This is a genomic window from Pseudonocardia sp. DSM 110487 (genome assembly GCF_019468565.1).
In the GTDB taxonomy this organism is placed as follows: Bacteria; Actinomycetota; Actinomycetes; order Mycobacteriales; family Pseudonocardiaceae; genus Pseudonocardia.
This window is the reverse complement of record NZ_CP080521.1, coordinates 6,271,192-6,293,848: the sequence shown is the minus strand read 5'-3', so window position 1 is coordinate 6,293,848 and position 22,657 is coordinate 6,271,192. Positions and strand designations below refer to the sequence as shown.

Here is a 22,657-nt window from a genome sequence, read left to right as displayed (position 1 = left end):
GCAGATCTCTTCTTGGCGACCGGGCCGGCCCAGCCCCGGCGCCTACTGCACATCCACGTCGAATCCGAGGACGAGTGGGCACCGTCTCCGCAGCCGGACCGAGCCTATCCCGCCTCCGGGGTCGCCAGGCTCATCGCAACGAGCACTGCTAGCCGGATGCAAGAGGAACTGTTGTCCACGACCGCGCCCGCCCCGCGATAGCTGCGGGCATGCTGGCAGTCCCGATCGCAGGCTACCGGTCTCCAAATCGATGGCTTCTCTTCCGGCACCTCGCACATGAAAGGGTCTAATCTAGTGGCGCGGTTTCAGTGGGGTGCCGTCCGCCTGATGGTCGTCGTGCTCGTCGCCACGATCGCATCGGCGGGATGCTCCAGCCCTCCCGCGGAGAAGGCACACCCCGGGGAGCCCGGCATTTCGTTGGACTCCCCGACCGGCGGCTCCCGGGAGGACTTCCCGATGGACGACTTCGACCTCTGCTCGCCGTTCCGCCACCCTCTCTTCCGGGAGGTGGCGCCGGTCACGCTGGCTCCAGTTGAGCGCGGTCCGGGGTCGTGCCGATGGCGTGGAAAAGGCGTCATCGCGACGATCATCGACGCGGCCGGGGCGAGTCTTGCCGAAGTCAGTCACGATCCCCGATATCGGCCCGGCGTCACAGGTTTCGACCATAATCGCTACTGGGTCACCGTCACGCCGACGGCGCCGCCGTACAGCGCTCATCTTTTCCTGGCAACCGGACCGGCTCAGCCCAGGCGACTGCTGCATGTTCACGTCGAAAACGAGGTCGAGCGTGCGCGGTCTCCGCAGCCGAACAAGTCTTATACCGCGCCCGGGCTCGCCGAGCTCATCGTTGGCTGCATTGGCAGCAGGATGACCGCGCGGATGTTGGCCACGGCCGCACCCGCGCCACGATAGCTGCGAGCGTGCTGGCAGCCGCGATCGCAAGCTATCCAGGTTCGCCGATGACCATCTCCTCCGACACCTCGCACAGGGAAGGATCCAGATGGTGCGGTTTCAGTGGGGCGCTGTCGGGTTCGTGGCCGTTGTGCTGGTCGCCGCGATCGCATCGGTGGGATGCGCCAAGCCGCCCCCATCGAAGGTCAATGCCGGGGAGCCCGGCATTCCGTTGGACTTCCCGACCGGCGATTTCACTCGAGACCTCCTCCTCGGCAGCTTCGCGGAATCCGCGGTGCCGGCGGGCTCCGGCGTCGAGGAGGCCGCTGGCAGGCGGGCCCTGGACGTCTCGCGGGCAGCGATCGAACTGCGCAACGCCGCACCCCTGTACACGTACGGCCAGGATCCCGCCGCGATGGCGTCGATAGAGAAGGCCGGACACACTGCTGCGCAGGTGATGACCGCCGTGTCGCGCAACCTCGACGGTGCCCAAGCGCTGGTCGGGGATCGCGACTTCCGCCGCGGGCTGCTGCTGACCCAGCACCTGGACGACTCCGGCGCAGTCGCGTTGCTGGAGCGGGCCACCGCTCGGACGGCGCCCACCGCAGCCGATGCCGATGAGAACGCCCGGATCGCGCACGACTTGTTCGTCGACCTGGCCCAGGATCCGCACGGGTGGCGCGAGGAGATCCCCAAGGGCAGCGCGATCAGCGACACGATCGCGATGACCGTCGCGGAGCACATCGACGCGTTCAGCACGTCCGAAACGCGCTCGGGAGCCGAGATGCCTTTGGCCGCTCAGGCCATCGACGGGTACCTGTCCGAGCTCGAGCCCAGCGGAGGCGGTGCAGCGGATGTACTCACCTTTGTCGCGGCAGGGCGCGAGCCAGGCGCGCCGGACCGAGATCTGATCGCCCTGCACACGGCCTCACAGGCCTACACCCGCCATCAGATTGTGCAAGCGATCGAGGGGCCGCTGGACCCATCGACCGCGTTGGCCAAGGCGGGCCGCGTTGCAAACGCGGTCAACACCGCAGACTTCCGCTCGGCGATGCACGCCCACGAGTCCGTTGATGCCGCCAGCTCGGCCGTCTACGACAACGTGTCGGCCGTCTATGACATCCCACTCGGTCGCGCCGGGGAACTTGCGGCCGGGGCGGCTCCCGGCTGGGTCGGTGATGCCTTGTCGGCGGCGGTCGACAAGGCGGCGGGCGGGTTCGAGCCCGAAGCGACAGCCGACTGGCAACGCACGCTCGAACACGTACTGGGCAGGGAGAAGCTCGACTTCAGTCGCCTGATCGTCAGCGCCTACCAGCAGGCCGGCGCGCTTCCCGCCGACACTCCCGATCTCGATGCGGTCACAGACCAGACCGGACAGGTGGCGGCCCTCGACTCCTTCCGGGACGACCAGGTCGATCCCGACGTGACCGGTGATGACCTCGGCTCCCAGCACGCCCTTGCCCAGATCGCCCGTCAGGGCGCAGCAGGTGGAAATCCGCTGGAGTGGCGAGACGCTCTGGCCGAGTACCGGGACGCGGCCAGCCTGAAATACGCCTACCTCGACTACGTCAACCCCGAGCCGCGGGTCCCACTCAATTCGGATCTGGTCGACAATGCTCGCCGCAGCGGCCGATATGGGGACCCGATACCATGGCCGCTCGCCAATCCGATGACTTTCCCGCCCGACACCTCGACGCCGATCAGCTGAGGAAGGTCCAGATGGCGCGGTTTCAGTAGCCTGGATTCGCTAGCCGGTCGACAGAGCCACGAGAACCGCCGTCGTCGCGAGCTCACCGGCGGCGCCGAGCACGTCGCCGGTCATGCCGCCGAAGCGGCGGGCCGTGTGCCAGGACAGCGCGACGACGAGTGCCGCGCCCAGCACCACCCCGATCGCCGCGCGCAGGCCCAGCGCGAGGCCGGCGGCGGCCAGCGCCGTCCACCAGACGGCGGCCGCCCACCACGGCTGCGAGCCGGCCACCAGCGCGCCGAGCCCGCCGGGCCGGGCAGCGGGTACCCCGCGCCGGGCCACCCAGCAGAATCCCGCCCGGCCTGCGGCCGCGGCGAGCGCGACGGCGGCGACCGCGGACGGCCCGCTGGACGCCAGCTCGGCGAGCGCAGCGGCCTGGGCTCCGAGCACCACAACCAGCGTCACCACCGCGAACGCGCCGACGCCGCCCTCGCGCATCACGGCGAGCGCGCGCTCCGGCGGGCCGTAGCAGCCGAGCCCGTCCGCGGTGTCGGCCAGGCCGTCGACGTGCATGCCGCGGGTTGCGAGCGCGAGGAACCCGACGGTGAGCAGGCCCGCCACGAGCGGCGGCACGCCGAGCGCGGCCAGCCCGACGAGCAGCCCGCCCGCGGCCGCGCCCAGTGCCGCGCCGACGACCGGGGCCCAGCGCAGCGCACCGGCCCCGAGCGCGGCGGTCGGCTCGACCGGACCCACCGGCAGCACCGTCAGCAGGCCGAGCGCGAACCTGAGCGACCTCAACCGGCGTCGGTCTCCGCCAGCAGCCGCGCTGCCATCTGCAGCAGCGGCACGGCCGCCACGGCGCCGGTGCCGTCCCCGAGCCGGACGCCGAGGTCGAGCACGGGGGCGAGGCCCAGGTGCTCCTCGACGAGAGCCATCGCGGGGTCAGGGGAGCGCTGGGCGTAGATCCACCACTCCCGGGCCCCCTTCGCCAGCTCGTCGGCCAGCAACGCGGCGGCGCCCACGACGAGCCCGTCGAGCAGCACCGGTGTGCGCCGCAGCGCGGACTGCACGCAGAACCCGGTGAGCGCGGCGAGGTCGGCGCCGCCCGCGACCCGCAGCAGGGCCAGCGGGTCACGCACGTGCGGACGGGCCCGGCGCAACGCGTCGCGGACGGCGGCGGCCTTGCGCATCCAGCCCGCGTCGTCGATCCCGCTACCCCGCCCGATCACGGCCACCGGCTCGGTGCTGGTCAGTGCGGCCACGAGCGTGGCCGCCGGGGTGGTGGCCCCGACCCCGAGCGAGGCCGGCACGAGCAGGTCGGCGCCCGCGTCCACCTCCTCGTCGGCCAGCGCCCGACCGGCGTCGAACGCCTTCTCGGTCTCGTCTGCCGAGAGCGCGTCCTCGCGGTCGATCCGGCCGCTGCCGCGTCGTACCCGGTGGCGGTCGTCGCCGTCGGCGTCGAGCGCCACGTCCACGACGCGCACCGACACCCCAGCCACCGAGGCGAGCACCCTGACCGGCGCGGTGTGCTCGCGGATCGCGGCGACCTGCCGGGCCGTGTCGCCCGGCGCGTACGCGGACACGCCTGCCGCCGCGATCCCGTGGTCGCCCGCGATCACCACCACCCGCGGCCGCGCGAGCGGGCGGGGCGGGCAGGCCCCCTGTGCCGCGGCGAGCCAGACCCCCAGCTCGGCGAGCCGGCCGAGCGCCCCGGCGGGCACGTCCAGTTCGGCGTGGCGGGCAACAGCGGCCCGCCGCGCGTCGACGTCGGGGGCGATGACGGCAGGCAGATCCACGATGAGTTCCTACAGCGCTCGGCTCGGCGCTCGTGGGCCGGGTACCGCCAAGCAGCGAACTCGGTGTCAGGTGGCAGGCTGCCAGAGCCGGACGAGGTCGAGCAGCCCGGGGAAGCGGATGTCGAGGTCGGCGATGCGGACCTCGCTGCGCCGCTCCAGGCCGTACTGGCGTTGCCGGGTGACCCCGGCCTCGCGCAGGATCCGGAAATGGTGGGTCAGCGTCGACTTGGGGCGGGCGATGCCGAACCAGCCGCACGGGCGGCCGGTGTCGGGTGACTCCAGGAGCAGCTTGCGCACGACGCCCAGCCGCAGCGGCTCGTTGAGCGCGCCGAACACGTCCTCCAGGCGGATGTCGTCCAGTGCGGGTTCGGGCAGCGGGGGCGGGAGGACGTCCATCTCGGGTGCTCCTCAGATCACAACATCTCCAGTACGACTTCTATCGTACTGGCTGTCATCTGCGGCTACCGTGACTTCAGTACGAGAAAAGTCGAACTACTGGAGCGAGGCGGCCGATGCCGAAGCCAGCGTCCATCGCGATCGAGGACACCCCGACGGCCCGACGCGTCTGGCTCGCAGCCTGGCCCGTGATGGCGGTGTTCGTCCTCTCAAACGCGCCGACGCCGCTGTACGTGGTGTGGGCGGACTCGATCGGGTTCTCCGCCGGCGTGCTGACCGCGGTCTTCGCCGCGTACATCGGCGGCCTGCTCGCGGCATTGCTGGTGGCCGGCGTCGTGTCCGACCGGGTGGGCCGCAAGCCGGTGCTGGTCCCCGCGGTGGCGCTGGCGATCGTCGCCTGCGTGCTCTTCGCGACGGCCGGGTCGGTGCTGATGCTCGCTCTCGCGCGGTTCCTCGCGGGAATTGCCGTAGGCGCGACAGTGTCGGCGGGGATGGCCGCGGTCACCGATCTCGCCGGCGCCGGGCTGAGGCGCCTGGCCGCGCTGGCGTCGTCCTCGGCGATGGTTCTCGGTGCCGGGTCGGGTCCGCTCCTGGCCGGAGTGCTGTCCGAGGCCATGCCCGGCCCGACGGTGACGATCTTCGTCGTCGAGATCGTCCTGCTGGCCTCCGCGCTGGTGGCGGTGATCCGCATGCGCCTGCCCCGCGCGGACCGCTCCGCCGCGGCGCGGGCATGGATCCGGGTGCCCTCGGTGCACCCGCAGGGGCGCACTGCGGTGCTGCTCGGGATCGCCGTGTTCGCGCCGGGGATCACGGCGACCTCCTTCGTGCTGTCGCTGGGGCCCTCCGTACTCGCCGAACTGCTGGCCACCACCAACAGGATCGTCGCCGGGGCGCTGGCGTTCGTGATGTTCCTCGCCGCGGCCGGCGTCCAGTTCGCCGCACAACGGTTTCCGGTACGCGCCGTCCTGCTGGCCGGCGCCGCGTCGACCGTGGCCAGCATGACCACCCTGGTCCTGTCGCTGCACGCGTCGTCGATCGCGCTGCTCGCGGTCGCGGCCGTGCTGGCCGGGGCCGGTCAGGGGATGGGGCAGCTGGGCGGGCTCACCTCGATCAGCGCGAACGTTCCGTCGGCGCGTCTGGCCGAGGCCAACGCGGCGCTCAACGTGGGCGGCTACGTCCCGGCCGCCGTCCTCCCGCTCACGGCCGGATTCGTCAGTGACGCGACCGGTCTGGTCGCCGGTTCGACCGGGTTCGCGGTGGTCATGGTGATCGCCGCACTCGCGGGGGCCGGCATCGTCGCGGCCAGGACTCGCACCTCGGCGCCGTGAGGCCGACGCGCCGTCTACTTCAGGCCCGTCTACTTCAGGCCCGTCTACTTCAGGCGCAGCGGCAGGCCGGCGACCAGCAGGACGACCTCGTCGCATACGGCGGCGAGCGCGGAGTTGAGCGCCCCGAGTTCGTCGCGGAAGAGTCGGCCGGCCCGTGTGCTGGGCACGACGCCGAGTCCTACCTCGGCCGACACCAGCACGACGCGGCCCGGCGTCGCCGCGACCGCGGTCACCAGTTCCTCGACGGCAGTGCCCACGGCCGGCGGGACGGCGGGCGCGTCCCAGGCCCCGGCGTCGTCGAGCACGCCGGTGAGCCAGGTGGCGAGGTCGTCGACGAGGAGTGGCCCGCCGCCTGTGCGCACGACCGCGGCGACGTCGACATCCTCGAGAGTGGCCCAGGACGGGGGCCGACGGGCGCGATGAACGTCGATGCGGGCCGACCACTCCGCGTCGTCCTCGCGACGGCGAGCCGTCGCGACGTAGCGGACGGGCTCGTCCGCAGGCAGCAGGTCCTCGGCGTGGCGTGACTTTCCCGAGCGGGTGCCGCCCAGGACCAGGGTGCGAGTCAGCATCGATGCTCGCTCCGCAAAGCTCCGCTCAGGGGTTCGCGCCCCGCTGGACCCGCGGCTTCGGGATGCGCAGCCTCCGCAGCTGGCTCGCCCGCGTGAAGGCGTACCAGCCGGTGGAGAGACCCCCGATCTGCTCCTCGGGGAACTTCGCCCGCGCCTTCCGGGTGATCGAGACGCCGAGGAAGATCCCCTCGACGATCATCGTGCTGAGCGCGACGAGGCTGAACAGGCTGAGGTACTGCTGGGCGGCCGGGACCGGAACCAGCAGCGAGAGCACCACGACCAGCGCGAGCGGCATGAACAGGCCCATGATGTGCGGCCGCGAGTCGACCACGTCGCGGACGTAGGCCTTGACCGGCCCGCGGTCGCGCGGCATCAGGTAGCGCTCGTCGCCAGCGGCCATCCGCTCCCGCCGCTCGTTGGCGAGCGCGCGGCGCTGCTCCTTGCTCGGCCGGTTCGCCTTGGCCAACCGGGCCGCCTCGCGCTGGGTGCGCGGCGGCGGAGCGGCCGGTCCCCGGCGCTTGCCCTCGGCGTCGCGGCGCTTCGGTGTGGGACGGCCCTTCCCGACGGTGCGGGTGGGCTCGGCCCGATCGGAATCGGTGGGCGTCGGCGCCGCGGACTCGGACGAGTCAGCGCCGACCGTCGACGGCGTGGAACGGCGCAGGAACCTCACACACATCACCTTACGGGCGATACCGTGCCCGCCATGCGAGTGGTCGTGGCACCTGACTCCTTCGGCGGCACACTGAGCGCAACGGCGGCGGCCGAGGCGATCGCGACGGGCTGGCGTCGGACCGCCCCGGACGACGAACTGCGGCTCCTCCCGCTCGCCGACGGCGGCACCGGCTTCGTCGAGGTGCTGCACGCCGCGCGCGGAGGCGAGTGGCACGAGCTGCAGGTCACGGGCCCTTTCGGTGACCCGGTAGCGGCGCGCTGGCTGCGGATCGAGGACACCGCCTACCTGGAGTCGGCTGCCGCGTGCGGGCTGCACCTGGTGCCGCGGGAGCGGCGCATCCCCGAGGTCGCGCGGACGGTCACCTCGCGCGGTGTCGGCGAGCTGGTGGCGGACGCGCGCGACGCGGGTGTCCGGGTGGTCGTCATCGGGCTGGGCGGCTCGGCCACCACCGACGGGGGTGCCGGAATGCTGGCGGCGCTGGGTGCCGTGCCCGTCGACGAGGACGGTGCTCCGCTCTCAGGCGGCGGCGTCGCACTGGCCCGCTGCGCCCGCCTGGAGGGAACCGTCCAGCTCGGGGTGCAGCTCATCGCGGCCGCCGACGTCGACAACCCGCTGCTCGGGCAGCACGGCGCCGCCGCCGTCTTCGGTCCGCAGAAGGGCGCCGACGACGCTGCCGTCGCCGAGCTGGACGCCGCGCTCGCGCGCTTCGCCGACGTGCTTGCCGCCAGGTTCGGCGTGGACGTGCGGGACGAGCCGGGTGCCGGTGCGGCGGGTGGGCTCGGCGCCGCGCTGCTCGCGCTCGGCGCACGGCGGGTGTCGGGGGCGGGGCTGGTGCGCGACCTCGTCGGCCTGGACACCGAGCTCGACAAGGCCCAGCTCGCCATCACCGGCGAGGGCAGCTTCGACTGGCAGTCGCTGCGCGGGAAGCTCATCACGGCCGTCGCGCGCGGCGCCGCCGACCGCGGGCTGCCGTGCGTCGTGCTCGCCGGGCAGGTGTCGGTGGGGCGGCGGGAGGCCGCCGCGGTGGGCGTCGACTCCGCGTACGGGGTGGCAGAGCACGCCGGCAGCGTCGAGGCGTCGATGGCCGACCCGGCAGGCACCCTCGCCGCGCTCGCCGAGCATGTTGCCCGCCAGTGGAGCAAGAGCTGAGCGGCGCTTGCGGAGCGAACATCGATTCTGAGCGTGGCGCGCGTCACGGTGCAGCCGTTGCACGGGCGAGCGGAGGTGCCAGAGGTACGCTGGGAACAGGATCGCGCCGCACGCTGTTGGGGAGAGTCATGACTGTCGACAACACCACCGCCGTCGAGACCGAGACGCACGGCGTCGAGCTCACCGCCGCCGCCGCCGTCAAGGCCAAGGCGCTGCTCGACCAGGAGGGCCGCGACGACATGCACCTGCGCATCGCCGTCCAGCCCGGTGGCTGCGCCGGCCTGCGCTACCAGCTGTTCTTCGACGACCGCGAGCTCGATGGCGACCTGTTCCGCGACTACCACGGCCTGAAGGTCGGCGTCGACCGGATGAGCGCCCCGTATCTGCAGGGCGCTGTCATCGATTTCGTCGACAGCATCGAGAAGCAGGGGTTCACCATCGACAACCCGAACGCGGGCGGCTCCTGCGCCTGCGGCGACTCGTTCAACTGACTGAGCTGATCGCGGCTTCCTCGAAGGACCCCGGCCGGACCTCTCGGCCGGGGTCCTCGCGTCTGTAGGGTGACTCCCCGTGCCTATCGCCGTGACCGGGTCCATCGCCACCGACCAGCTGATGCACTTCCCCGGTCGGTTCGCCGACCAGATCGTGCTCGAGCAGCTCGATCGGCTCTCGCTCAGCTTCCTGGTCGACGACATGGTGATCCGGCCCGGCGGGGTGGCAGGCAACATCGCTTACGCCCTCGGCGTGCTCGGCCGCTCGCCGCTGCTGGTCGGCGCGGTGGGTGCCGACTTCGGTGAGTACAGGGCCCGGCTCGAGGCCAACGGCGTGGACTGCTCGGCCGTGCTGGTCTGCCCGGACGTCAACACGGGCCGCTTCGTCTGCACCACCGACGACGACATGCGCCAGATCGCGTCCTTCTACACGGGCGCGATGGCCCGCTCCCGCGAGATCTCCCTCGCCCCACTGGCCGACCGGATCGAGCTCGTGCTGGTCGGTGCCAACGACCCCGACGCGATGCTGCGCCACACCGACGAGGCCCGTGAGCTGGGCATCCCGTTCGCGGCCGACCCGTCGCAGCAGCTCGCCCGCATGGAGGGGCCGGAGATCCGGCGGCTCGTGTCGGGCGCCCGCTACCTGCTCACGAACGACTACGAGTGGGAGCTCCTGCTCAAGAAGACCGGCTGGACCGAGGCACAGGTCGCCGACGAGGTAGAGATCCGGATCACCACGCACGGCGAGAACGGCGTGGAGATCTACGGTCCCCAGACGCTGAAGGTCGGCGTGGTCCCCGAGACCGGCAAGGTCGACCCCACCGGTGTCGGCGACGCGTTCCGGGCCGGCTTCCTCGCCGCCGTGTCGGGCGGCCTGTCGCTGGAGCGCGCCGCGCAGCTGGGGTCCCTCATCGCCGTGCAGGTGCTGGAGACCGACGGCCCGCAGGTGTGGACCTGGGACCGCGCGACGGCCCTGACCCGTCTGGGCGACGCCTACGGTCCGGAGGCGGCGGCGGAGATCGAGAGCGTGCTGCCTGCCTGAGGTAGGGGGCTGAGGCGGAGACCGGGCTCGGTAATCGGATCGCCCCGCTGTTCGGTGGGGGCGCCGCGCGCAAGATCGTCGATTCGGTGCGCTGGCTGCGGGTCGGGCAGCTGTGGGTGCACCGGATCGCCGATCTTGAGGGCCCGGCACGATGCGCGGCGCCACCGAAGGCCCTGGTGAAGGTGTGCCACCGTCCGGGCCCCTGGCCTGACCGATCCTCTGGGAAGTCCGCCGACCATCTACAGGTCGATCTCCCACTCGCCCAGCCGGTCGTAGGGCCGGTAACCCATCGCCTCGTTGATCGACACCATCCAGGGGTTCGAGTCGGCGTTGTAGGTGTCGATGACCCGCATCTCGGGGGACTGCTGCAGCACGCACTCCAGGTTGGCGAGCTTCACCAGCATCCCGAGCCGACGGCCGCGGTGGGTGGGTGCGACGAGCGTGTCGCCCTGCTGGGCGTGCCAGGCCACCGAGGTGGTCTGGAAGATGTCGGTGTAGGCGACGAGCCTGCCGCCGGGCGATCGCGCGGCCGTGACCGTGCGCAGCACGCCTCGCGCGGCCCGTGCCGCGTCGAGCGCCCGGATCCGGTCGGCGTCGTAGCGCTCGGGGCCGTAGTTCAGGTCGTCGAGCGGGGGATCGGTGGACATCCGGGCCTTCAGCGCCGCCATGTCGTCGAGCCACTCCGGCGGCGTGTCACCGGTCCACCGGACGAGGTCGTACCCGGCGGCGGCCGCGCGTGCCTCCGCCTCGAGCCGTGACAGGTCAGCAGGGGGCAGCGTGAGGCGCCTGCGCTGATCGGCGAGGGCCTTGCGGCCCCCGGCCGCGGCGAGGAACGCGGGTGCAGGCCCCGGTTCGTTCAGCGGCTCCCGTGCCTCGATGATCAGCCTGGCCCGGCCCGCGGCCCGTGCGGCGTCGCCGAACCGGCGCAGCAGCATGCGGCCGATGCCGCGCCTGCGGTGTCGCGGGACCACGACGAGCTCGGCGAGCGCGACCTCCGGGTTATCGAGCATGGGCAGTGCGAGCACCGCGACGCCGACGGCCTCCCCGGCGCCGGTCCGCGCAAGCCACGCGGTCTCGGTGTAGCCGGGGTCGGTGGCAACCAGACGCGCACGGTGCTCCACCCAGCACGGCGGCGGATCGGTGGGCACGTCGTGCGCCTGCGCCGCCGTGAGGACCGCGAACCAGTCGCGCAACGCGCGCTCGTCGTCGGGTGCGACCGCGTCGAGGGTGATGGGGGCGGCGAGTTCGACCACGATGTCATTCCGGCACGAGACGGCCTCGGACGCCACCGGATTCCGCCCACCCGGGCCGGTCTCCGATGACCTGCTCGGCTAGTCTCTACGCGTGGTCGAAGCCGGCCGGAAGACGCAGCTACGGGTTCAGGAGGGCGGCGAGCAGTGGGCCGAGCACAGCGCGGGGGAGACCGTCGCTCAGCGACGAGGCGGGGCCCGATGAGGCGTGCGGTCCAGCTGGCCGGGCTGGCGCTGCTGATCATCCCGCTCACCACCGGTTGCTCGGTGGAGGAGGTTCTGCGCTTCGGGTGGCCTGTTGGCGTCACTCCGCAGGCGGAGGCGATGCGCCAGCTGTGGACGTGGTCGGCGGTCGCGGCACTCGTCGTCGGCGCGGTCACGTGGGCGGCGATGTTCTGGGCGGTCATCTTCCACCGCAAGCGCAAGGGCGACGACAGCGTCCCGCGGCAGACGCAGTACAACCTGCCGCTCGAGATCACCTTCACGGTGATCCCCACGATCATCGTGGCGGTGCTGTTCGCGTTCACCGTCAACGTGCAGAACCACGTCGACATCGACGCGCCGGAGCCCGACCTGCGGGTGGACGTCACGGCGTTCCAGTGGAACTGGGAGTTCGAGTACCCGGACGCGCCGACCCCGGAGGGGCCGCCGGTCAGCACGCTGGGCACCAGCGAGACCATCCCGCTGCTCGTGCTGCCCACCGAGCGTCGCATCGAGTTCTCGCAGCGGTCCAACGACGTGATCCACAGCTTCTTCGTGCCCGAGTTCCTGTTCAAGCGCGACGTCTTCCCGATGCCCGAGGTCAACGACCAGGACAACGTGTGGCAGATCGACTCGATCGACCGTGAGGGCGCGTTCGTCGGCCGGTGCGCCGAGCTCTGCGGCACCTACCACGCGATGATGAACTTCGAGGTCAGGGCGATCTCGCCGGCGCTGTTCGACCAGTGGCTCGCACTGCGGCAGCAGGTCAACCCCGACTCCGGCGCCCCGTACACCGCGGGTGAGGCGCTGCAGCGGCTCGGCTGCGGCCAGCTGTGCACGCCCGAGGCCTACACGACCTACCCGTTCAACACCGACCGCACGCAGCGCTCCGCGTCGCAGCCGGTCACGTCGGGGAGCTGAGGCGCGCCATGAAGGTCGAATCCCGCATCTTCGAGATCATCACCGCGTTCTTCTTCCTCGCGGCGATCGTCTACACCGTGCTGGCCCGCGAGCCCGTCGGCATCGCGGCGCTGTTCCTCACCGGTGGCCTCTCGCTGATCATCGGCACGTACTTCCGGTTCGTCTCCCGGCGGCTCGAAGAGCGCCCTGAGGACAACCCGGAGGCCGAGGTGTCCGACGGCGCCGGGGACGTGGGCTTCTTCTCCCCGGGCAGCTACTGGCCGATCGGGGTGGCGGCGTGCGCCGCGCTCTGCGGGGTCGCGCTCGCCTTCTGGCACGTGTGGCTGCTGGTGATCGGCCTCGTGCTGCTGCTGATCGCCATCGGTGGGCTGGTCTTCGAGTACCACATCCGGCCCGCGGAGCACTGATCGTGCACTAACCTCACCTCCGTGGTGGAGGGGCAGCCGTCGGCGCTGCGCGTCGAGGAGAACGGCATCAACGTCATCTCCGACGCCGAGCGCCACGGCCGCCCGAGCCAGCTGTTCTGGCCGTGGTTCGCCGCGAACGTCTCGGTGCTCGGGCTGAGCTACGGCGCGTTCGCGCTCGGGTTCGGGATCTCGTTCGCGCAGGCACTGGCCGCCGGGATCGTCGGCATCGTCTTCTCGTTCCTGCTCGTCGGATTCGTCGCGATCGCCGGCAAGCGCGGATCGGCCCCGACGATGGTGATGAGCCGGGCGGCGTTCGGCGTGCGGGGCAACCGCCTGCCGTCGGCGATCTCCTGGCTGTTGACGGTGGGCTGGGAGACCGTCCTCACCACCCTCGCGACGCTCGCGACGGCCACGGTGTTCTCCCGCCTCGGCTGGGGTGGCGGCACAGGCACGCTGCTGGTGGCGCTGGTCGTGGTGGCCGCGCTCACCGTCGCGGCGGGAGTGCTGGGCTTCCAGCTGATCATGCGCCTGCAGACGGTGATCACGGTCGTCACCGCGGTGCTCACCGTGGTCTACATCCTGCTCGTCGTCGACGACGTCGACTTCGCGGCCGTGGTCGCGTTGCCGAGCGGGTCGGCCCAGGACGTCCTCGGCGCGCTGGTGATGCTGATGACCGGGTTCGGCCTCGGCTGGGTCAACGCCGCCGCCGACTACTCCCGCTACCTGCCGCGCAGCGCGTCCGGGCGCGGGGTGGTGGTCTGGACGACGGTCGGGTCGGCGCTCGCGCCGCTGCTCCTCTTCGCGTTCGGGCTGCTGCTCGCCGGCTCGTCCACCGAGCTCTCGGAGGCGATCGCCGCCGACCCCATCGGTGCGCTCACCGCCGCGGTGCCCACCTGGTTCCTCGTCCCGTTCGCGCTGGTGGCGGTGCTCGGCCTGGTCGGCGGCGCGGTGCTGGACATCTACTCGTCCGGCCTCGCGATGCTCGCGATGGGCGTGCGCGTGCCGCGCTACGTCGCCGCGCTGATCGACGGCGGGATCATGATCTTCGCCACGATCTACGCCGTCTTCTTCGGCGGGGAGTTCCTCGGGCAGTTCCAGGGCTTCCTGATCACGCTCGGCGTGCCCGTCGCGGCCTGGTGCGGCGTGATGCTCGCCGACATCGCGCTGCGGCGCGGCGACTACGACGAGACCGCGCTCTTCGACCCCGCGGGGCGCTACGGCGACGTGCGGCCGTTCCCGATCGCCGTGGTGATCGTCTGCACGCTGCTCGGCTGGGGCCTCGTCGTCAACAGCTCCGCGGCCTGGCTGGCCTGGCAGGGTTACCTGCTCGGCCCGTTCGGTGGCAGGGAGGGGCCGTGGGCGTACGCGAACCTCGGCGTGCTGGTTGCCCTGCTGCTCGCGTTCCTCGCCACCGTGATCGGCATGCGGTCGGCGGTACGCGCGCAGGAGGCGCGGACCTGGCCGATAGGAGCGTGACGGAGCCCGGAAAAAGTACCTAGGGTGGCGCGTACCGGCCTGTGACGCAGAACCAAAGGCGGTTCTCCACCATGACGGATGTACATCCGGACGCCGTTGTCGACGAGCGGAGCGGAGGCGGGCTCGGCCTCCCAGCACCGGTCGCGCCCCGCCCTCGCCCGCCACGGCCCACGAGCAACCGCGAGTGGTGGCCGAACCAGCTCGACCTGACGATCCTGCGGAAGCGTCCGCCCGCGGCCGACCCCATGGGCGAGGACTTCGACTACGCCGCCGAGTTCTTGACCCTCGATCTCGACGAGCTGGCGCGCGACGTCGACGAGGTGCTGACCACATCGCAGGACTGGTGGCCCGCCGACTTCGGCCACTACGGCCCGCTCGTGGTCCGGATGGTGTGGCACTGCGCGGGGACGTACCGGGTCGATGACGGCCGCGGCGGCGCCAGCGCGGGCATGCAGCGGTTCGCGCCGCTCAACAGCTGGCCGGACAACCGCAACCTGGACAAGGCGCGCCGCCTGCTCTGGCCGGTGAAGGAGAAGTACGGGCGCAAGATCTCGTGGGCCGACCTGATGATCTTCGCGGGCAACCGGGCCCTCGAGTCGATGGGCTTCACCACCTTCGGCTTCGCCGGTGGCAGGGAGGACGTCTGGGAGCCCGACGAGGACGTCTACTGGGGCCCTGAGCGCGCCTGGCTCGGCGACGAGCGCCATCGCGGCGTCCGGGACCTGGCGAAGCCACTGGCCGCCGACCAGATGGGCCTCATCTACGTCAACCCGGAGGGCCCGAACACCGTCCCGGACCCGATCACGTCCGCGCGGGACATCCGCGAGACGTTCCGGCGCATGGGGTTCGACGACGAGGAGACCGTCGCCCTGATCGCGGGAGGCCACACGTTCGGCAAGACCCACGGCGCGGCCGACCCGGACAAGCACCTCGGCCCCGAACCAGAAGGCGCGCCGATCGAGGAGCAGGGGCTCGGCTGGCGGTGCGGCCACGGCACCGGGAAGGGGCCGGACACCGTCACGAGCGGGCTCGAGGGGACATGGACCCCCACGCCTACGCGGTGGGACGACAGCTTCTTCCGGACCCTGTTCGAATACGAGTGGGACGTGGCGCTGAGCCCCGGCGGGCTGTGGCAGTGGATCCCGAGGGGCGGCGGAGGGGCCGGCGCCGTGCCGGACGCCCACGACCCGGCGAAGACCCACGCCCCGACGATCCTGACCACGGATCTCGCGCTGCGGCTCGACCCGGTCTACGGGCCGATCGCGCGCCGGTTCCACGAGAACCCGGAGCAGCTGGCGGATGCGTTCGGCCGGGTCTGGTTCAAGCTGACGCACCTGGACATGGGCCCGATCCAGCGCTACCTCGGGCCGCTGGTGCCGCGGGAGACGCTCATCTGGCAGGACCCGGTGCCCGCTCCTTCCCGCGAGCTGGTCGACGCCGAGGACATCGCCGCGCTCGGGCGGCAGATCCTCGCCTCGGGACTGTCGATCTCCCAGCTGGTCTCGACGGCATGGGCGTCGGCGTCGACGTTCCGCAACAGCGACAAGCGCGGCGGCGCGAACGGCGCGCGCATCCGCCTTGCGCCGCAACGGGACTGGGAGGTCAACGAACCAGCCGAGCTCGCGCCGGTGCTGCGCACGCTCGAGGAGATCCAGCGTTCGTTCGGCAAAGAGGTCTCGATGGCCGACCTGATCGTGCTCGGCGGGTGTGCCGCCGTGGAGCAGGCCGCGCGGAACGCAGGCCACGACGTGCGGGTCCCCTTCACCCCGGGGCGGACGGACGCGACGCAGGACCAGACGGACGTGGAGTGGTTCGCCCCGCTGGAGCCGCGTGCGGACGGGTTCCGCAACTTCCGCGGCACGGGCAACCGGCTGCCCTCGGAGTTCCTGCTCGTCGACCGCGCCAACCTGCTGGATCTGAGCGCGCCCGAGATGACCGTCCTCGTCGGCGGCCTGCGCGTGTTGGGCGCGAACCACCGGCGGTCCCCGCTCGGCGTGCTCACCTCCACGCCCGGGTCGCTGACCAACGACTTCTTCGTGAACCTGCTTGACATGCGCACCACGTGGACGCCGACGGCCAAGGGAGCCGAGACCTACGAGGGCCGGGACCGGGTCAGCGGCGAGCTCAGGTGGACGGCCAGCCGCGTCGACCTGGTGTTCGGGTCGAACTCCGAGCTGCGGGCCATCGCCGAGGTCTACGCCTGCCGCGACGCGCGGGAGAAGTTCGTGCGTGACTTCGTGGCCGCGTGGGACAAGGTCATGAACCTGGACCGGTACGACGTCAGGCGTTAGCCGGCAAGTCGGTACCCGCGCCCCGGCGCCGCAGCACCACGAGGTCGTGGCGGGCGTCCGGCAGGCTCTGCTCGTCGAGTCCTTCGATGACGAACCCGGCGTCGGCGATCATCTGCCGGTCGTCGGCGCCCGGCTGCCCCTCGCTGGTGAGGTAGTCGCCGAGGAAGATCGAGTTGGCGAGGTGGAGGGCGAGCGGCTGCAGGCTGCGCAGGTGGATCTCCCGGCCGCCTGCGAGCCGGACCTCGACGTCGGGGAAGACGAACCGGAAGAGCGCGAGGATCCGCAGACAGCGTTCGGGCGTGAGCTCCCAGTGGCCTTCGAGAGGGGTGCCTGCGAACGGGATCAGGAAGTTGACCGGCACTGAGTCCGGGTCGAGGTCGCGCAGCGCGAACACGAGATCGAGCACGTCGTCGTTGGACTCGCCCATCCCGAAGATCGCCCCGGAGCAGGGGGAGAGGCCGGCGGCGATGGCCCGCGCCACCGTGTCGACCCGGTCGGCGAAGGTGTGGGTGGAGCAGATCTCGCCGTAGCGGGCCTCGCTGGTGTTGAGGTTGTGGCTGTAGGCGTGCGCGCCCGCGGCCCGCAGCCTGTCGGCCTGCCCGTCGGAGAGCAGGCCGAGGCAGACGCAAACCTCGACGCCGGGCTGGTCGGCCTTGATCGCGTCGATCGTGCGTTCGACGCGGGTGATGTCGCGGCCGCCCGGCCCGCGGCCGCTCGCGACCAGGCACACCCGCTTGGCGCCCGCCCGTACAGCGCGGTCGGCGATGCTCGCCGCCTCGCCCGGCGCGACCCAGGTGTACTTGAGGATCTCCGCTTCCGATCCCAGCCGCTGCGAGCAGTAGCCGCAGTCCTCGGGGCACATCCCGCTCTTGAGGTTGATGATCGTGTTGAGCTTCACGCGGCGGCCGAAGAACGTGCGGCGCACGCGCGAACCCGCCGCGACGACGTCGAGCAGCTCGTCGTCGCCCGCGAGCACCCGCAGCGCCGCGTCGCGGGGGATGGGCTCGCGGGCGAGCGCCGTGCGCGTGAGGTCGGAGAGGAAGTCGGCCATGTACAGCACCTTGGTCAACTTCCGGGATCTCGGCAAGATCCGCTCATCCGCGGGCGGCGTCCCCCAGCGACTGCCGGGCGATGATCACCTGCTGGATCTGGCTGGTGCCCTCGTAGATCCGGAACAGCCGCGCGTCCCGGTAGAACCGCTCGACCGCGACGCCGCGGATGTAGCCCGCGCCGCCGTGGACCTGCACCGCCCGGTCGGCGACCCGGCCCACCATCTCGCTCGCGAAGTACTTGGCGACCGAAGGGCCCTGCACCTTGTCGGTGCCCGCGTCGTAGGCCCGTGCGACGTCGAGGACGAGGGAGCGGCCGGCCATGTGGTCGGTCACCGAGTCGGCGATCAGACCCTGCACCAGCTGGAACGACGCGATCGGCCGCCCGCCCTGCTCGCGGGTCTTCGCGAACTCGACCGACTCGTGCACCAGGCGTCCCGCCATCCCGACGCAGAGCGCCGCGATGTGCGCGCGGCCATGGGCGAGGCACTTGGCCGCGGTCTGGAATCCTCGGTCGACGCCCTCGGCGCCACCGACCAGCGCTTCGGCAGGCACCCGCACGTCGTCGAGGTACACGTCGGCGGTCCAGGCACCGAACTGGCCCATCTTGTGGTCCCTCGGCCCGATCGAGAGGCCCGTCGTGCCCGACGGGACGAGGAACGTCGAGATGCCCCGGTTGCCGAGGGCGTCCGGGTTCGTCCGGGCGAACACCATGATCACCTCCGCCACGGGGGCGTTGGTGATGTAGCGCTTCGACCCGTTCAGAACCCAGTCGGAGCCGTCGCGGCGGGCTGTGGTGGCCAGCCCCGCCGGGTCGGAGCCCGCGTCGGCCTCGGTGAGCCCGAACGACGCCGTCACCTCGCCGGAGGCCAGTCGCGGCAGCCACTCCTTCTTCTGGTCCTCCGTGCCCCCGACCAGCAGCACCTGCCCGGCGATGCCGTTGTTGGTGCCGAAGAGCGAGCGCAGCGCGGGCGTGGTCCACCCCAGCTCGAACGCGAGCTGCGCCTCCTCCGTGAGCGTCATGCCGAGCCCGCCGTACTCCTGCGGGATGGCGAACCCGTAGAGGCCCATCTCCTTGCACGTGGCGATCACGCGCTCCGGGATCGCGTCCTCGGCGTCGATCTCCTCCTCGATCGGCACGACCTCCTTGCGGACGAAGTCGCGCACGGCGGAGAGGACGTCGGCGAGGTCGGAGGGCTCCATGGGCTGGACGCTACCGCCGGCACCTCGACGAGCGCCTGCCAGCGGCGTCACACCGCACTTCACACACCCAGTGCCTGCTTCACACAAGGCGGGCGCTGTGTGAAGTGCCCACTGGGTGTGTGAAGTCGTTTCACCACTGCCCGGCCAGTTGCCTCTTCGCCTGCTCGATCCGCTCCTCGTCGCGCCGGTAGAAGACCCACTGCTTGATCCTCTTGCCGTGGATGAGGCCCGTGCGGCTGAGGATCTTCAGGTGCTCACCACAGGTGGGCTGGCTGACCCCGAGCTTCTCGGCGAGGAACAGCGAGCACACGCCGTCGCGGACCAGGTCGCCGTCGCGCTGGGGTGGGAAGTGCGCTTCGGGGTCGCGCAGCCAGTCCAGGATCAGCAGGCGTTTGTCGTTGGCGAGCGCCTTCACCAGATCCACGTCGAGCACGAAGAGACTCTGGCAAATAGCTAAGTGGCTGTCTAGGTCACGAGTGCCACGAGGAAGCCGTCGTAGCCCTTGCTCCCCACGGTCTGGACGACGGTGGCGTCGACGCGCGGCTCCTGCGCGATCGTCTCGGCGACCGCGCGCGTGCCGCGGACGTCCGGGTCGGCGTTGTACGAGTCGGCGACCCGGCCGCCGCGAACGACGTTGTCCACGATGATCATCGTGCCCGGCCGGGACAGGCGGAGCGCGTGCCGGAAGTACTCCGCGTTCGACTGCTTGTCCGCGTCGATGAAGGCCAGGTCGAACGGGCCGTCGAGGGTGGGGAGGGTGTCGAGCGCGGGCCCGACCCGCACGTCGACGACGCCCTCGAGCCCGGCGCGCGCGACGTTGGCGCGGGCCACCCCGGCATGGGCGGGGTTGATCTCGCACGTCAGGAGCTCCCCGTCGGCCGGTAGCGCGCGGGCGAGCCAGATCGTGGAGTAGCCACCGAGTGTGCCGATCTCGAGGATCCGGCGGGCGCCGACCGTGCGGGCGAGCAGGTGCAGCAACTTGCCCTGCGCGGGGCTGACGTCGATCGCGGGCAGCCCGGCGAGTGCGTTCGCCTCCTGCGCCGCGTCGAGCACAGGATCCGGGCCGAGCAGTTGGCCGGCGAAATACCCGTCGACCCGCTCCCAGGTCTGACTGTCCATGGTGATCAGCCTATTCACGTCGGGATTCGGGTTCGCCCTACCCTCAGCGGGGAGGCGCACCGGCTGGGTTGCGTCGCGCCGGGGGATGAGAGTGGCGGTATGACCGAATACGTGCCCGTCACGGGGCCGACGACCGGCGCCCAGCGGTTCTGGCGGGGCTACGGCTACCTGCTCGGTGGCCTACCGCTGTGCATCGTCGCGTTCGTGATCGCGGTGGTGGGGTTCGCCGCCGGGGTCGGCACCATCGTGGTGTGGCTCGGGCTGCCGATCCTCGCCGGCACGCTGCGGGCATCGCGCGGGCTGGCGACCGTCGAGCGGCGCGGCGCCCAGTGGGCCACGGGGCGCCCCCTGCCCCCGCACCACTACCGCGAGACGCGTGGCCGGGGGATCGGCCGGCTGTTCAGCATGCTCGCCGACCCGCAGTCGTGGCGCGATCTGCTGCACGCCGTCGTCGCGTTCCCCGTGCGGCTCGCGATGTTCGTCATCGCCGTGGTCTGGACGGTCGGCGGGCTCGGTTCGCTGCTGTACGTCACATGGCAGTGGGCGCTGCCCGACGATGACGACGATGGTGGCCTGTTCTGGCTGATCTTCGGCTACGACTTCCGGTTGGGCGAGATCGCGATCAACACCGTGCTCGGCGTGATCATGGTGGCGACGGCGCCGCTGGTCATCCGGGGACTGGTGGCCACGCGGGCCGCGTTGGCCCGTGGCCTGCTCACCAACCAGACCGCCGCGCTGCGTGCCAGGGCCACCCAGCTGGAGTCCAGCAGGCGCGCCGCCGTCCAGGCCGAGGCGCAGACCCTGCGCCGGCTGGAGCGCGACATCCACGACGGTCCGCAGCAGCGGCTCGTCCGGCTGAACATGGACCTCGAGACGGTGGCCCGCCGGCTCGACGACAACCCGGAGAAGGCGCGCCCGCTGGTGGCGGAGGCCCTGGAGCAGAGCCGCGAGGCGCTCGACGAGCTGCGTGCCCTCTCCCGCGGCATCGCCCCGCCGATCCTTGCAGACCGCGGCCTCGGGCCCGCCCTCGCGGCCGCCGCCGCGCGCTGCCCGGTGGAGGTCTCGCTCGACGTCGCGCTGCCGCAGGGGCAGCGCCTCGCCGCCGCGGTCGAGAACACGGCGTACTTCGTGGTCACCGAGGCGCTCACGAACGTCGCGAAGCACGCCAACGCCTCACTCGTGACGGTCGTGGTCACCGCCGACTCCGACCGCGTGCTGGTGCAGGTGCGCGACGACGGCCGCGGCGGCGCCCACCTCGGCAAGGGCCACGGGCTCGCCGGGCTCGCCGACCGGCTGGCCACCGTCGAGGGCGCGCTCGACGTGGTGAGCCCGCCCGGCGGCCCCACCGTCCTGACCGCCGAGATCCCCCTGCGTGGCGTGGGGGCTGATCGGTAGTGTTCCCCACTCGAGACAGGTGTCGGACCTCGAGTGGGGAACACTGAATGCGTGTCGTGCTCGCCGAGGACTCCCTCCTGCTGCGGGAGGGGTTGGTTCGCCTCCTCGACGAGGCCGGGGCCACCGTCGTCGCCGCTGTCGGCGACGGCGACGCTCTCGTTTCGGCCGTGCAGGAGCACAAGCCGGACGTAGCCGTCGTCGACGTGCGGATGCCCCCGACCTTCACCGACGAGGGCCTGCGCGCCGCGCTGGAGGTGCGTCGCACCGTGCCCGGCACGGCGATCCTGGTCCTCTCGCAGTACGTCGAGGAGTCCTACGCGTCCGACCTGCTCACGGCGGGCGGGGGAGTCGGCTACCTGCTGAAGGACCGGGTGTCGAAGCTCGCCGACCTGTCCGACGCCCTGCAGCGGGTGGTCGACGGCGGCACCGTGCTCGACCCCGAGGTCGTCTCGGCGCTGTTCGCGCACCGCCGGCGCCGCGACCCACTCGCGGAGCTCTCCCCGCGGGAACGCGAGGTGATGGGGCTGATGGCGGAGGGGCGCACCAACACCGCCATCGGCCGCAGCCTCGTGATCAGCCAGGGCGCCGTGGAGAAGCACATCTCGTCGATCTTCACGAAACTGGGCCTGCCCCCGTCAAGCGACGACCACCGCCGCGTGATGGCGGTGCTGACCTGGCTGGGCGTTTAGTACTACAGCCGGCTGGGCCGGCGAGGGCCGTGATCGTCAGCTTGGCGCCTTTCCCGACGTGGGGCGTCGGGTTTCGCGCCGAGCCGCTGATCACCGCCTGGGCCGCGGTGCGTTCCGCGGAACGCGCCCCCGGGGGGTGCGGTCGGGTGCCGGGTCTTTCGTGGGCGCGCCGTACCCGGCCCGGGCCACCCGGCGCTCACCCCACCAGCCCCGGCCGCCGTTGTGTTCCCACCGGTCACCTCGACGGCGTCGCCTCATGGGGGTGGCCGGGGTTGGGCGCACTACCGGACCCTGGGGTGGCGTGGGCGGCCGTCCCCGACGCGGGGGCACGCCCGTCCCGGACGAGACCACCGCGGCTTGGGTGCCACTTGACTGGCTGTGGTCCCGTTCGCGCCTCTGGCCGCCCCGGGAGTCTGGGGCGTGATCAGCGGGATCGGGACCTGCGCGGCACCCCGTGCGGCTGGTGCCCCATTCCTGCTGATCATGGAACTGCCGCGGCCCTGCCCCCGGGGTGGTTTCGCCTCGATCATCCGGGAGAGGGGGCTGGGGTGTGGAGGGTCGGGACCACAGCCAGTTGCGTGGCACCCAACCCGCGGTGGTCTCGTCGAGAACGGGCGTGCCCCCCAGTCGG

Annotated in this window: 22 protein-coding genes; 12 read left to right on the top strand and 10 right to left on the bottom strand. The window is 71.8% G+C overall.

Features of this window, described 5'->3' with window-relative positions; translation table 11 throughout:
- The first annotated feature begins 456 nt into the window (after positions 1 to 456).
- Both K1T35_RS29340 and K1T35_RS29335 read left to right on the top strand, forming a co-directional pair.
- Positions 457 to 912 (top strand): hypothetical protein, encoded by a 456-nt coding sequence (locus K1T35_RS29340; RefSeq protein WP_220255029.1) that lies wholly within the window; start codon positions 457 to 459, stop codon positions 910 to 912.
- Between the two features lie 121 nt (positions 913 to 1,033).
- A complete protein-coding gene (locus K1T35_RS29335; protein ID WP_220255028.1) occupies positions 1,034 to 2,599 on the top strand; it encodes a hypothetical protein in 1,566 nt (521 codons plus the stop codon).
- Positions 2,600 to 2,638: 39 nt separating this feature from the next.
- Here the strand turns inward: K1T35_RS29335 and K1T35_RS29330 are convergent, their stop codons facing one another.
- The 3 genes from K1T35_RS29330 to K1T35_RS29320 form a co-directional block, all read right to left on the bottom strand.
- On the bottom strand, positions 2,639 to 3,376 hold the full coding sequence (locus tag K1T35_RS29330; protein ID WP_220255027.1) for an adenosylcobinamide-GDP ribazoletransferase: 738 nt from the start codon (positions 3,374 to 3,376) through the stop codon (positions 2,639 to 2,641).
- Entirely contained in the window at positions 3,373 to 4,377 is a 1,005-nt protein-coding gene (locus K1T35_RS29325; RefSeq protein WP_220262932.1) for a nicotinate-nucleotide--dimethylbenzimidazole phosphoribosyltransferase, read from the bottom strand. The genes K1T35_RS29330 and K1T35_RS29325 overlap by 4 nt, the downstream gene beginning before the upstream one ends.
- 63 nt (positions 4,378 to 4,440) lie before the next feature.
- Positions 4,441 to 4,770, bottom strand: a complete 330-nt coding sequence (locus tag K1T35_RS29320; protein ID WP_220255026.1) for a helix-turn-helix transcriptional regulator — start codon at positions 4,768 to 4,770, stop codon at positions 4,441 to 4,443.
- Positions 4,771 to 4,886: 116 nt separating this feature from the next.
- Between K1T35_RS29320 and K1T35_RS29315 the strand changes: the two genes are divergently transcribed.
- The gene (locus tag K1T35_RS29315; RefSeq protein WP_220255025.1) at positions 4,887 to 6,098 is read left to right on the top strand and encodes an MFS transporter; all 1,212 of its coding nucleotides are present in this window, start codon (positions 4,887 to 4,889) and stop codon (positions 6,096 to 6,098) included.
- A 44-nt stretch (positions 6,099 to 6,142) separates the two neighbouring features.
- Here K1T35_RS29315 and K1T35_RS29310 read toward each other — a convergent pair whose 3' ends face one another.
- Together K1T35_RS29310 and K1T35_RS29305 are read right to left on the bottom strand one after the other, a co-directional pair.
- The gene (locus K1T35_RS29310; RefSeq protein WP_220255024.1) at positions 6,143 to 6,670 is read right to left on the bottom strand and encodes a bifunctional adenosylcobinamide kinase/adenosylcobinamide-phosphate guanylyltransferase; all 528 of its coding nucleotides are present in this window, start codon (positions 6,668 to 6,670) and stop codon (positions 6,143 to 6,145) included.
- 25 nt (positions 6,671 to 6,695) lie between these two features.
- Complete coding sequence (locus K1T35_RS29305; RefSeq protein ID WP_255620868.1) at positions 6,696 to 7,340, bottom strand: DUF3043 domain-containing protein; 645 nt, start codon at positions 7,338 to 7,340, stop codon at positions 6,696 to 6,698.
- 33 nt (positions 7,341 to 7,373) lie between these two features.
- Here K1T35_RS29305 and K1T35_RS29300 point away from each other — a divergent pair, with 33 nt between their 5' ends.
- From K1T35_RS29300 to K1T35_RS29290, 3 genes are all read left to right on the top strand, one after another.
- A complete protein-coding gene (locus K1T35_RS29300; protein ID WP_220255022.1) occupies positions 7,374 to 8,492 on the top strand; it encodes a glycerate kinase in 1,119 nt (372 codons plus the stop codon).
- Positions 8,493 to 8,620: 128 nt separating this feature from the next.
- On the top strand, positions 8,621 to 8,983 hold the full coding sequence (locus tag K1T35_RS29295; RefSeq protein ID WP_220255021.1) for an iron-sulfur cluster assembly accessory protein: 363 nt from the start codon (positions 8,621 to 8,623) through the stop codon (positions 8,981 to 8,983).
- Positions 8,984 to 9,104: 121 nt separating this feature from the next.
- The gene (locus tag K1T35_RS29290; protein ID WP_220262931.1) at positions 9,105 to 10,025 is read left to right on the top strand and encodes a carbohydrate kinase family protein; all 921 of its coding nucleotides are present in this window, start codon (positions 9,105 to 9,107) and stop codon (positions 10,023 to 10,025) included.
- A 239-nt stretch (positions 10,026 to 10,264) separates the two neighbouring features.
- Here the strand turns inward: K1T35_RS29290 and K1T35_RS29285 are convergent, their stop codons facing one another.
- Complete coding sequence (locus K1T35_RS29285; RefSeq protein ID WP_220255020.1) at positions 10,265 to 11,278, bottom strand: GNAT family N-acetyltransferase; 1,014 nt, start codon at positions 11,276 to 11,278, stop codon at positions 10,265 to 10,267.
- Positions 11,279 to 11,476: 198 nt separating this feature from the next.
- On the opposite strand from K1T35_RS29285, the gene coxB reads away from it, so the two are divergent.
- From coxB to katG, 4 genes are all read left to right on the top strand, one after another.
- The gene (gene coxB / locus K1T35_RS29280) at positions 11,477 to 12,397 is read left to right on the top strand and encodes a cytochrome c oxidase subunit II (protein WP_220255019.1); all 921 of its coding nucleotides are present in this window, start codon (positions 11,477 to 11,479) and stop codon (positions 12,395 to 12,397) included.
- Between the two features lie 8 nt (positions 12,398 to 12,405).
- Positions 12,406 to 12,804: a cytochrome c oxidase subunit 4 gene (locus K1T35_RS29275; protein WP_220255018.1), complete on the top strand. Its 399-nt coding sequence runs from the start codon at positions 12,406 to 12,408 to the stop codon at positions 12,802 to 12,804.
- Between the two features lie 21 nt (positions 12,805 to 12,825).
- Positions 12,826 to 14,280, top strand: coding sequence for a cytosine permease (locus K1T35_RS29270; RefSeq protein ID WP_220255017.1), 1,455 nt, complete (start codon positions 12,826 to 12,828; stop codon positions 14,278 to 14,280).
- 71 nt (positions 14,281 to 14,351) lie between these two features.
- Positions 14,352 to 16,571 carry a catalase/peroxidase HPI gene (gene katG, locus K1T35_RS29265; RefSeq protein ID WP_220255016.1) on the top strand — a complete coding sequence of 740 codons (2,220 nt, stop codon included), beginning with the start codon at positions 14,352 to 14,354 and terminating at the stop codon, positions 16,569 to 16,571.
- Here katG and bioB read toward each other — a convergent pair.
- The 4 genes from bioB to K1T35_RS29245 all read right to left on the bottom strand — a co-directional run bounded on the left by bioB (position 16,561) and on the right by K1T35_RS29245 (position 19,942).
- A complete protein-coding gene (bioB, locus tag K1T35_RS29260; protein ID WP_220255015.1) occupies positions 16,561 to 17,622 on the bottom strand; it encodes a biotin synthase BioB in 1,062 nt (353 codons plus the stop codon). The two genes, katG and bioB, sit on opposite strands and share 11 nt — an antisense overlap.
- A 43-nt stretch (positions 17,623 to 17,665) precedes the next feature.
- Positions 17,666 to 18,823, bottom strand: a complete 1,158-nt coding sequence (locus K1T35_RS29255; RefSeq protein ID WP_220255014.1) for an acyl-CoA dehydrogenase family protein — start codon at positions 18,821 to 18,823, stop codon at positions 17,666 to 17,668.
- A gap of 130 nt (positions 18,824 to 18,953) precedes the next feature.
- Entirely contained in the window at positions 18,954 to 19,256 is a 303-nt protein-coding gene (locus tag K1T35_RS29250) for a helix-turn-helix transcriptional regulator (protein ID WP_255620867.1), read from the bottom strand.
- A 32-nt stretch (positions 19,257 to 19,288) separates the two neighbouring features.
- Positions 19,289 to 19,942, bottom strand: a complete 654-nt coding sequence (locus K1T35_RS29245; protein ID WP_220255013.1) for an O-methyltransferase — start codon at positions 19,940 to 19,942, stop codon at positions 19,289 to 19,291.
- 99 nt (positions 19,943 to 20,041) lie between these two features.
- On the opposite strand from K1T35_RS29245, the gene K1T35_RS29240 reads away from it, so the two are divergent.
- Positions 20,042 to 21,337 carry a sensor histidine kinase gene (locus K1T35_RS29240; RefSeq protein ID WP_220255012.1) on the top strand — a complete coding sequence of 432 codons (1,296 nt, stop codon included), beginning with the start codon at positions 20,042 to 20,044 and terminating at the stop codon, positions 21,335 to 21,337.
- Positions 21,338 to 21,384: 47 nt separating this feature from the next.
- The gene (locus K1T35_RS29235) at positions 21,385 to 22,026 is read left to right on the top strand and encodes a response regulator transcription factor (RefSeq protein WP_220255011.1); all 642 of its coding nucleotides are present in this window, start codon (positions 21,385 to 21,387) and stop codon (positions 22,024 to 22,026) included.
- Positions 22,027 to 22,657 lie beyond the last annotated feature (631 nt).

What these genes read in the sequence shown, in the direction of transcription:
- K1T35_RS29340 (WP_220255029.1), top strand. Translation starts at nt 457, where the DNA reads ATGGACGACTTCGACCTCTGCTCGCCGTTCCGCCACCCTCTCTTCCGG.
- K1T35_RS29320 (WP_220255026.1), bottom strand. Translation starts at nt 4,770, where the DNA reads ATGGACGTCCTCCCGCCCCCGCTGCCCGAACCCGCACTGGACGACATC.
- K1T35_RS29315 (WP_220255025.1), top strand. Translation starts at nt 4,887, where the DNA reads ATGCCGAAGCCAGCGTCCATCGCGATCGAGGACACCCCGACGGCCCGA.
- K1T35_RS29310 (WP_220255024.1), bottom strand. Translation starts at nt 6,670, where the DNA reads ATGCTGACTCGCACCCTGGTCCTGGGCGGCACCCGCTCGGGAAAGTCA.
- K1T35_RS29300 (WP_220255022.1), top strand. Translation starts at nt 7,374, where the DNA reads ATGCGAGTGGTCGTGGCACCTGACTCCTTCGGCGGCACACTGAGCGCA.
- K1T35_RS29295 (WP_220255021.1), top strand. Translation starts at nt 8,621, where the DNA reads ATGACTGTCGACAACACCACCGCCGTCGAGACCGAGACGCACGGCGTC.
- K1T35_RS29290 (WP_220262931.1), top strand. Translation starts at nt 9,105, where the DNA reads ATGCACTTCCCCGGTCGGTTCGCCGACCAGATCGTGCTCGAGCAGCTC.
- coxB (WP_220255019.1), top strand. Translation starts at nt 11,477, where the DNA reads ATGAGGCGTGCGGTCCAGCTGGCCGGGCTGGCGCTGCTGATCATCCCG.
- K1T35_RS29275 (WP_220255018.1), top strand. Translation starts at nt 12,406, where the DNA reads ATGAAGGTCGAATCCCGCATCTTCGAGATCATCACCGCGTTCTTCTTC.
- katG (WP_220255016.1), top strand. Translation starts at nt 14,352, where the DNA reads ATGACGGATGTACATCCGGACGCCGTTGTCGACGAGCGGAGCGGAGGC.
- bioB (WP_220255015.1), bottom strand. Translation starts at nt 17,622, where the DNA reads ATGGCCGACTTCCTCTCCGACCTCACGCGCACGGCGCTCGCCCGCGAG.
- K1T35_RS29255 (WP_220255014.1), bottom strand. Translation starts at nt 18,823, where the DNA reads ATGGAGCCCTCCGACCTCGCCGACGTCCTCTCCGCCGTGCGCGACTTC.
- K1T35_RS29245 (WP_220255013.1), bottom strand. Translation starts at nt 19,942, where the DNA reads ATGGACAGTCAGACCTGGGAGCGGGTCGACGGGTATTTCGCCGGCCAA.
- K1T35_RS29240 (WP_220255012.1), top strand. Translation starts at nt 20,042, where the DNA reads ATGACCGAATACGTGCCCGTCACGGGGCCGACGACCGGCGCCCAGCGG.
- K1T35_RS29235 (WP_220255011.1), top strand. Translation starts at nt 21,385, where the DNA reads ATGCGTGTCGTGCTCGCCGAGGACTCCCTCCTGCTGCGGGAGGGGTTG.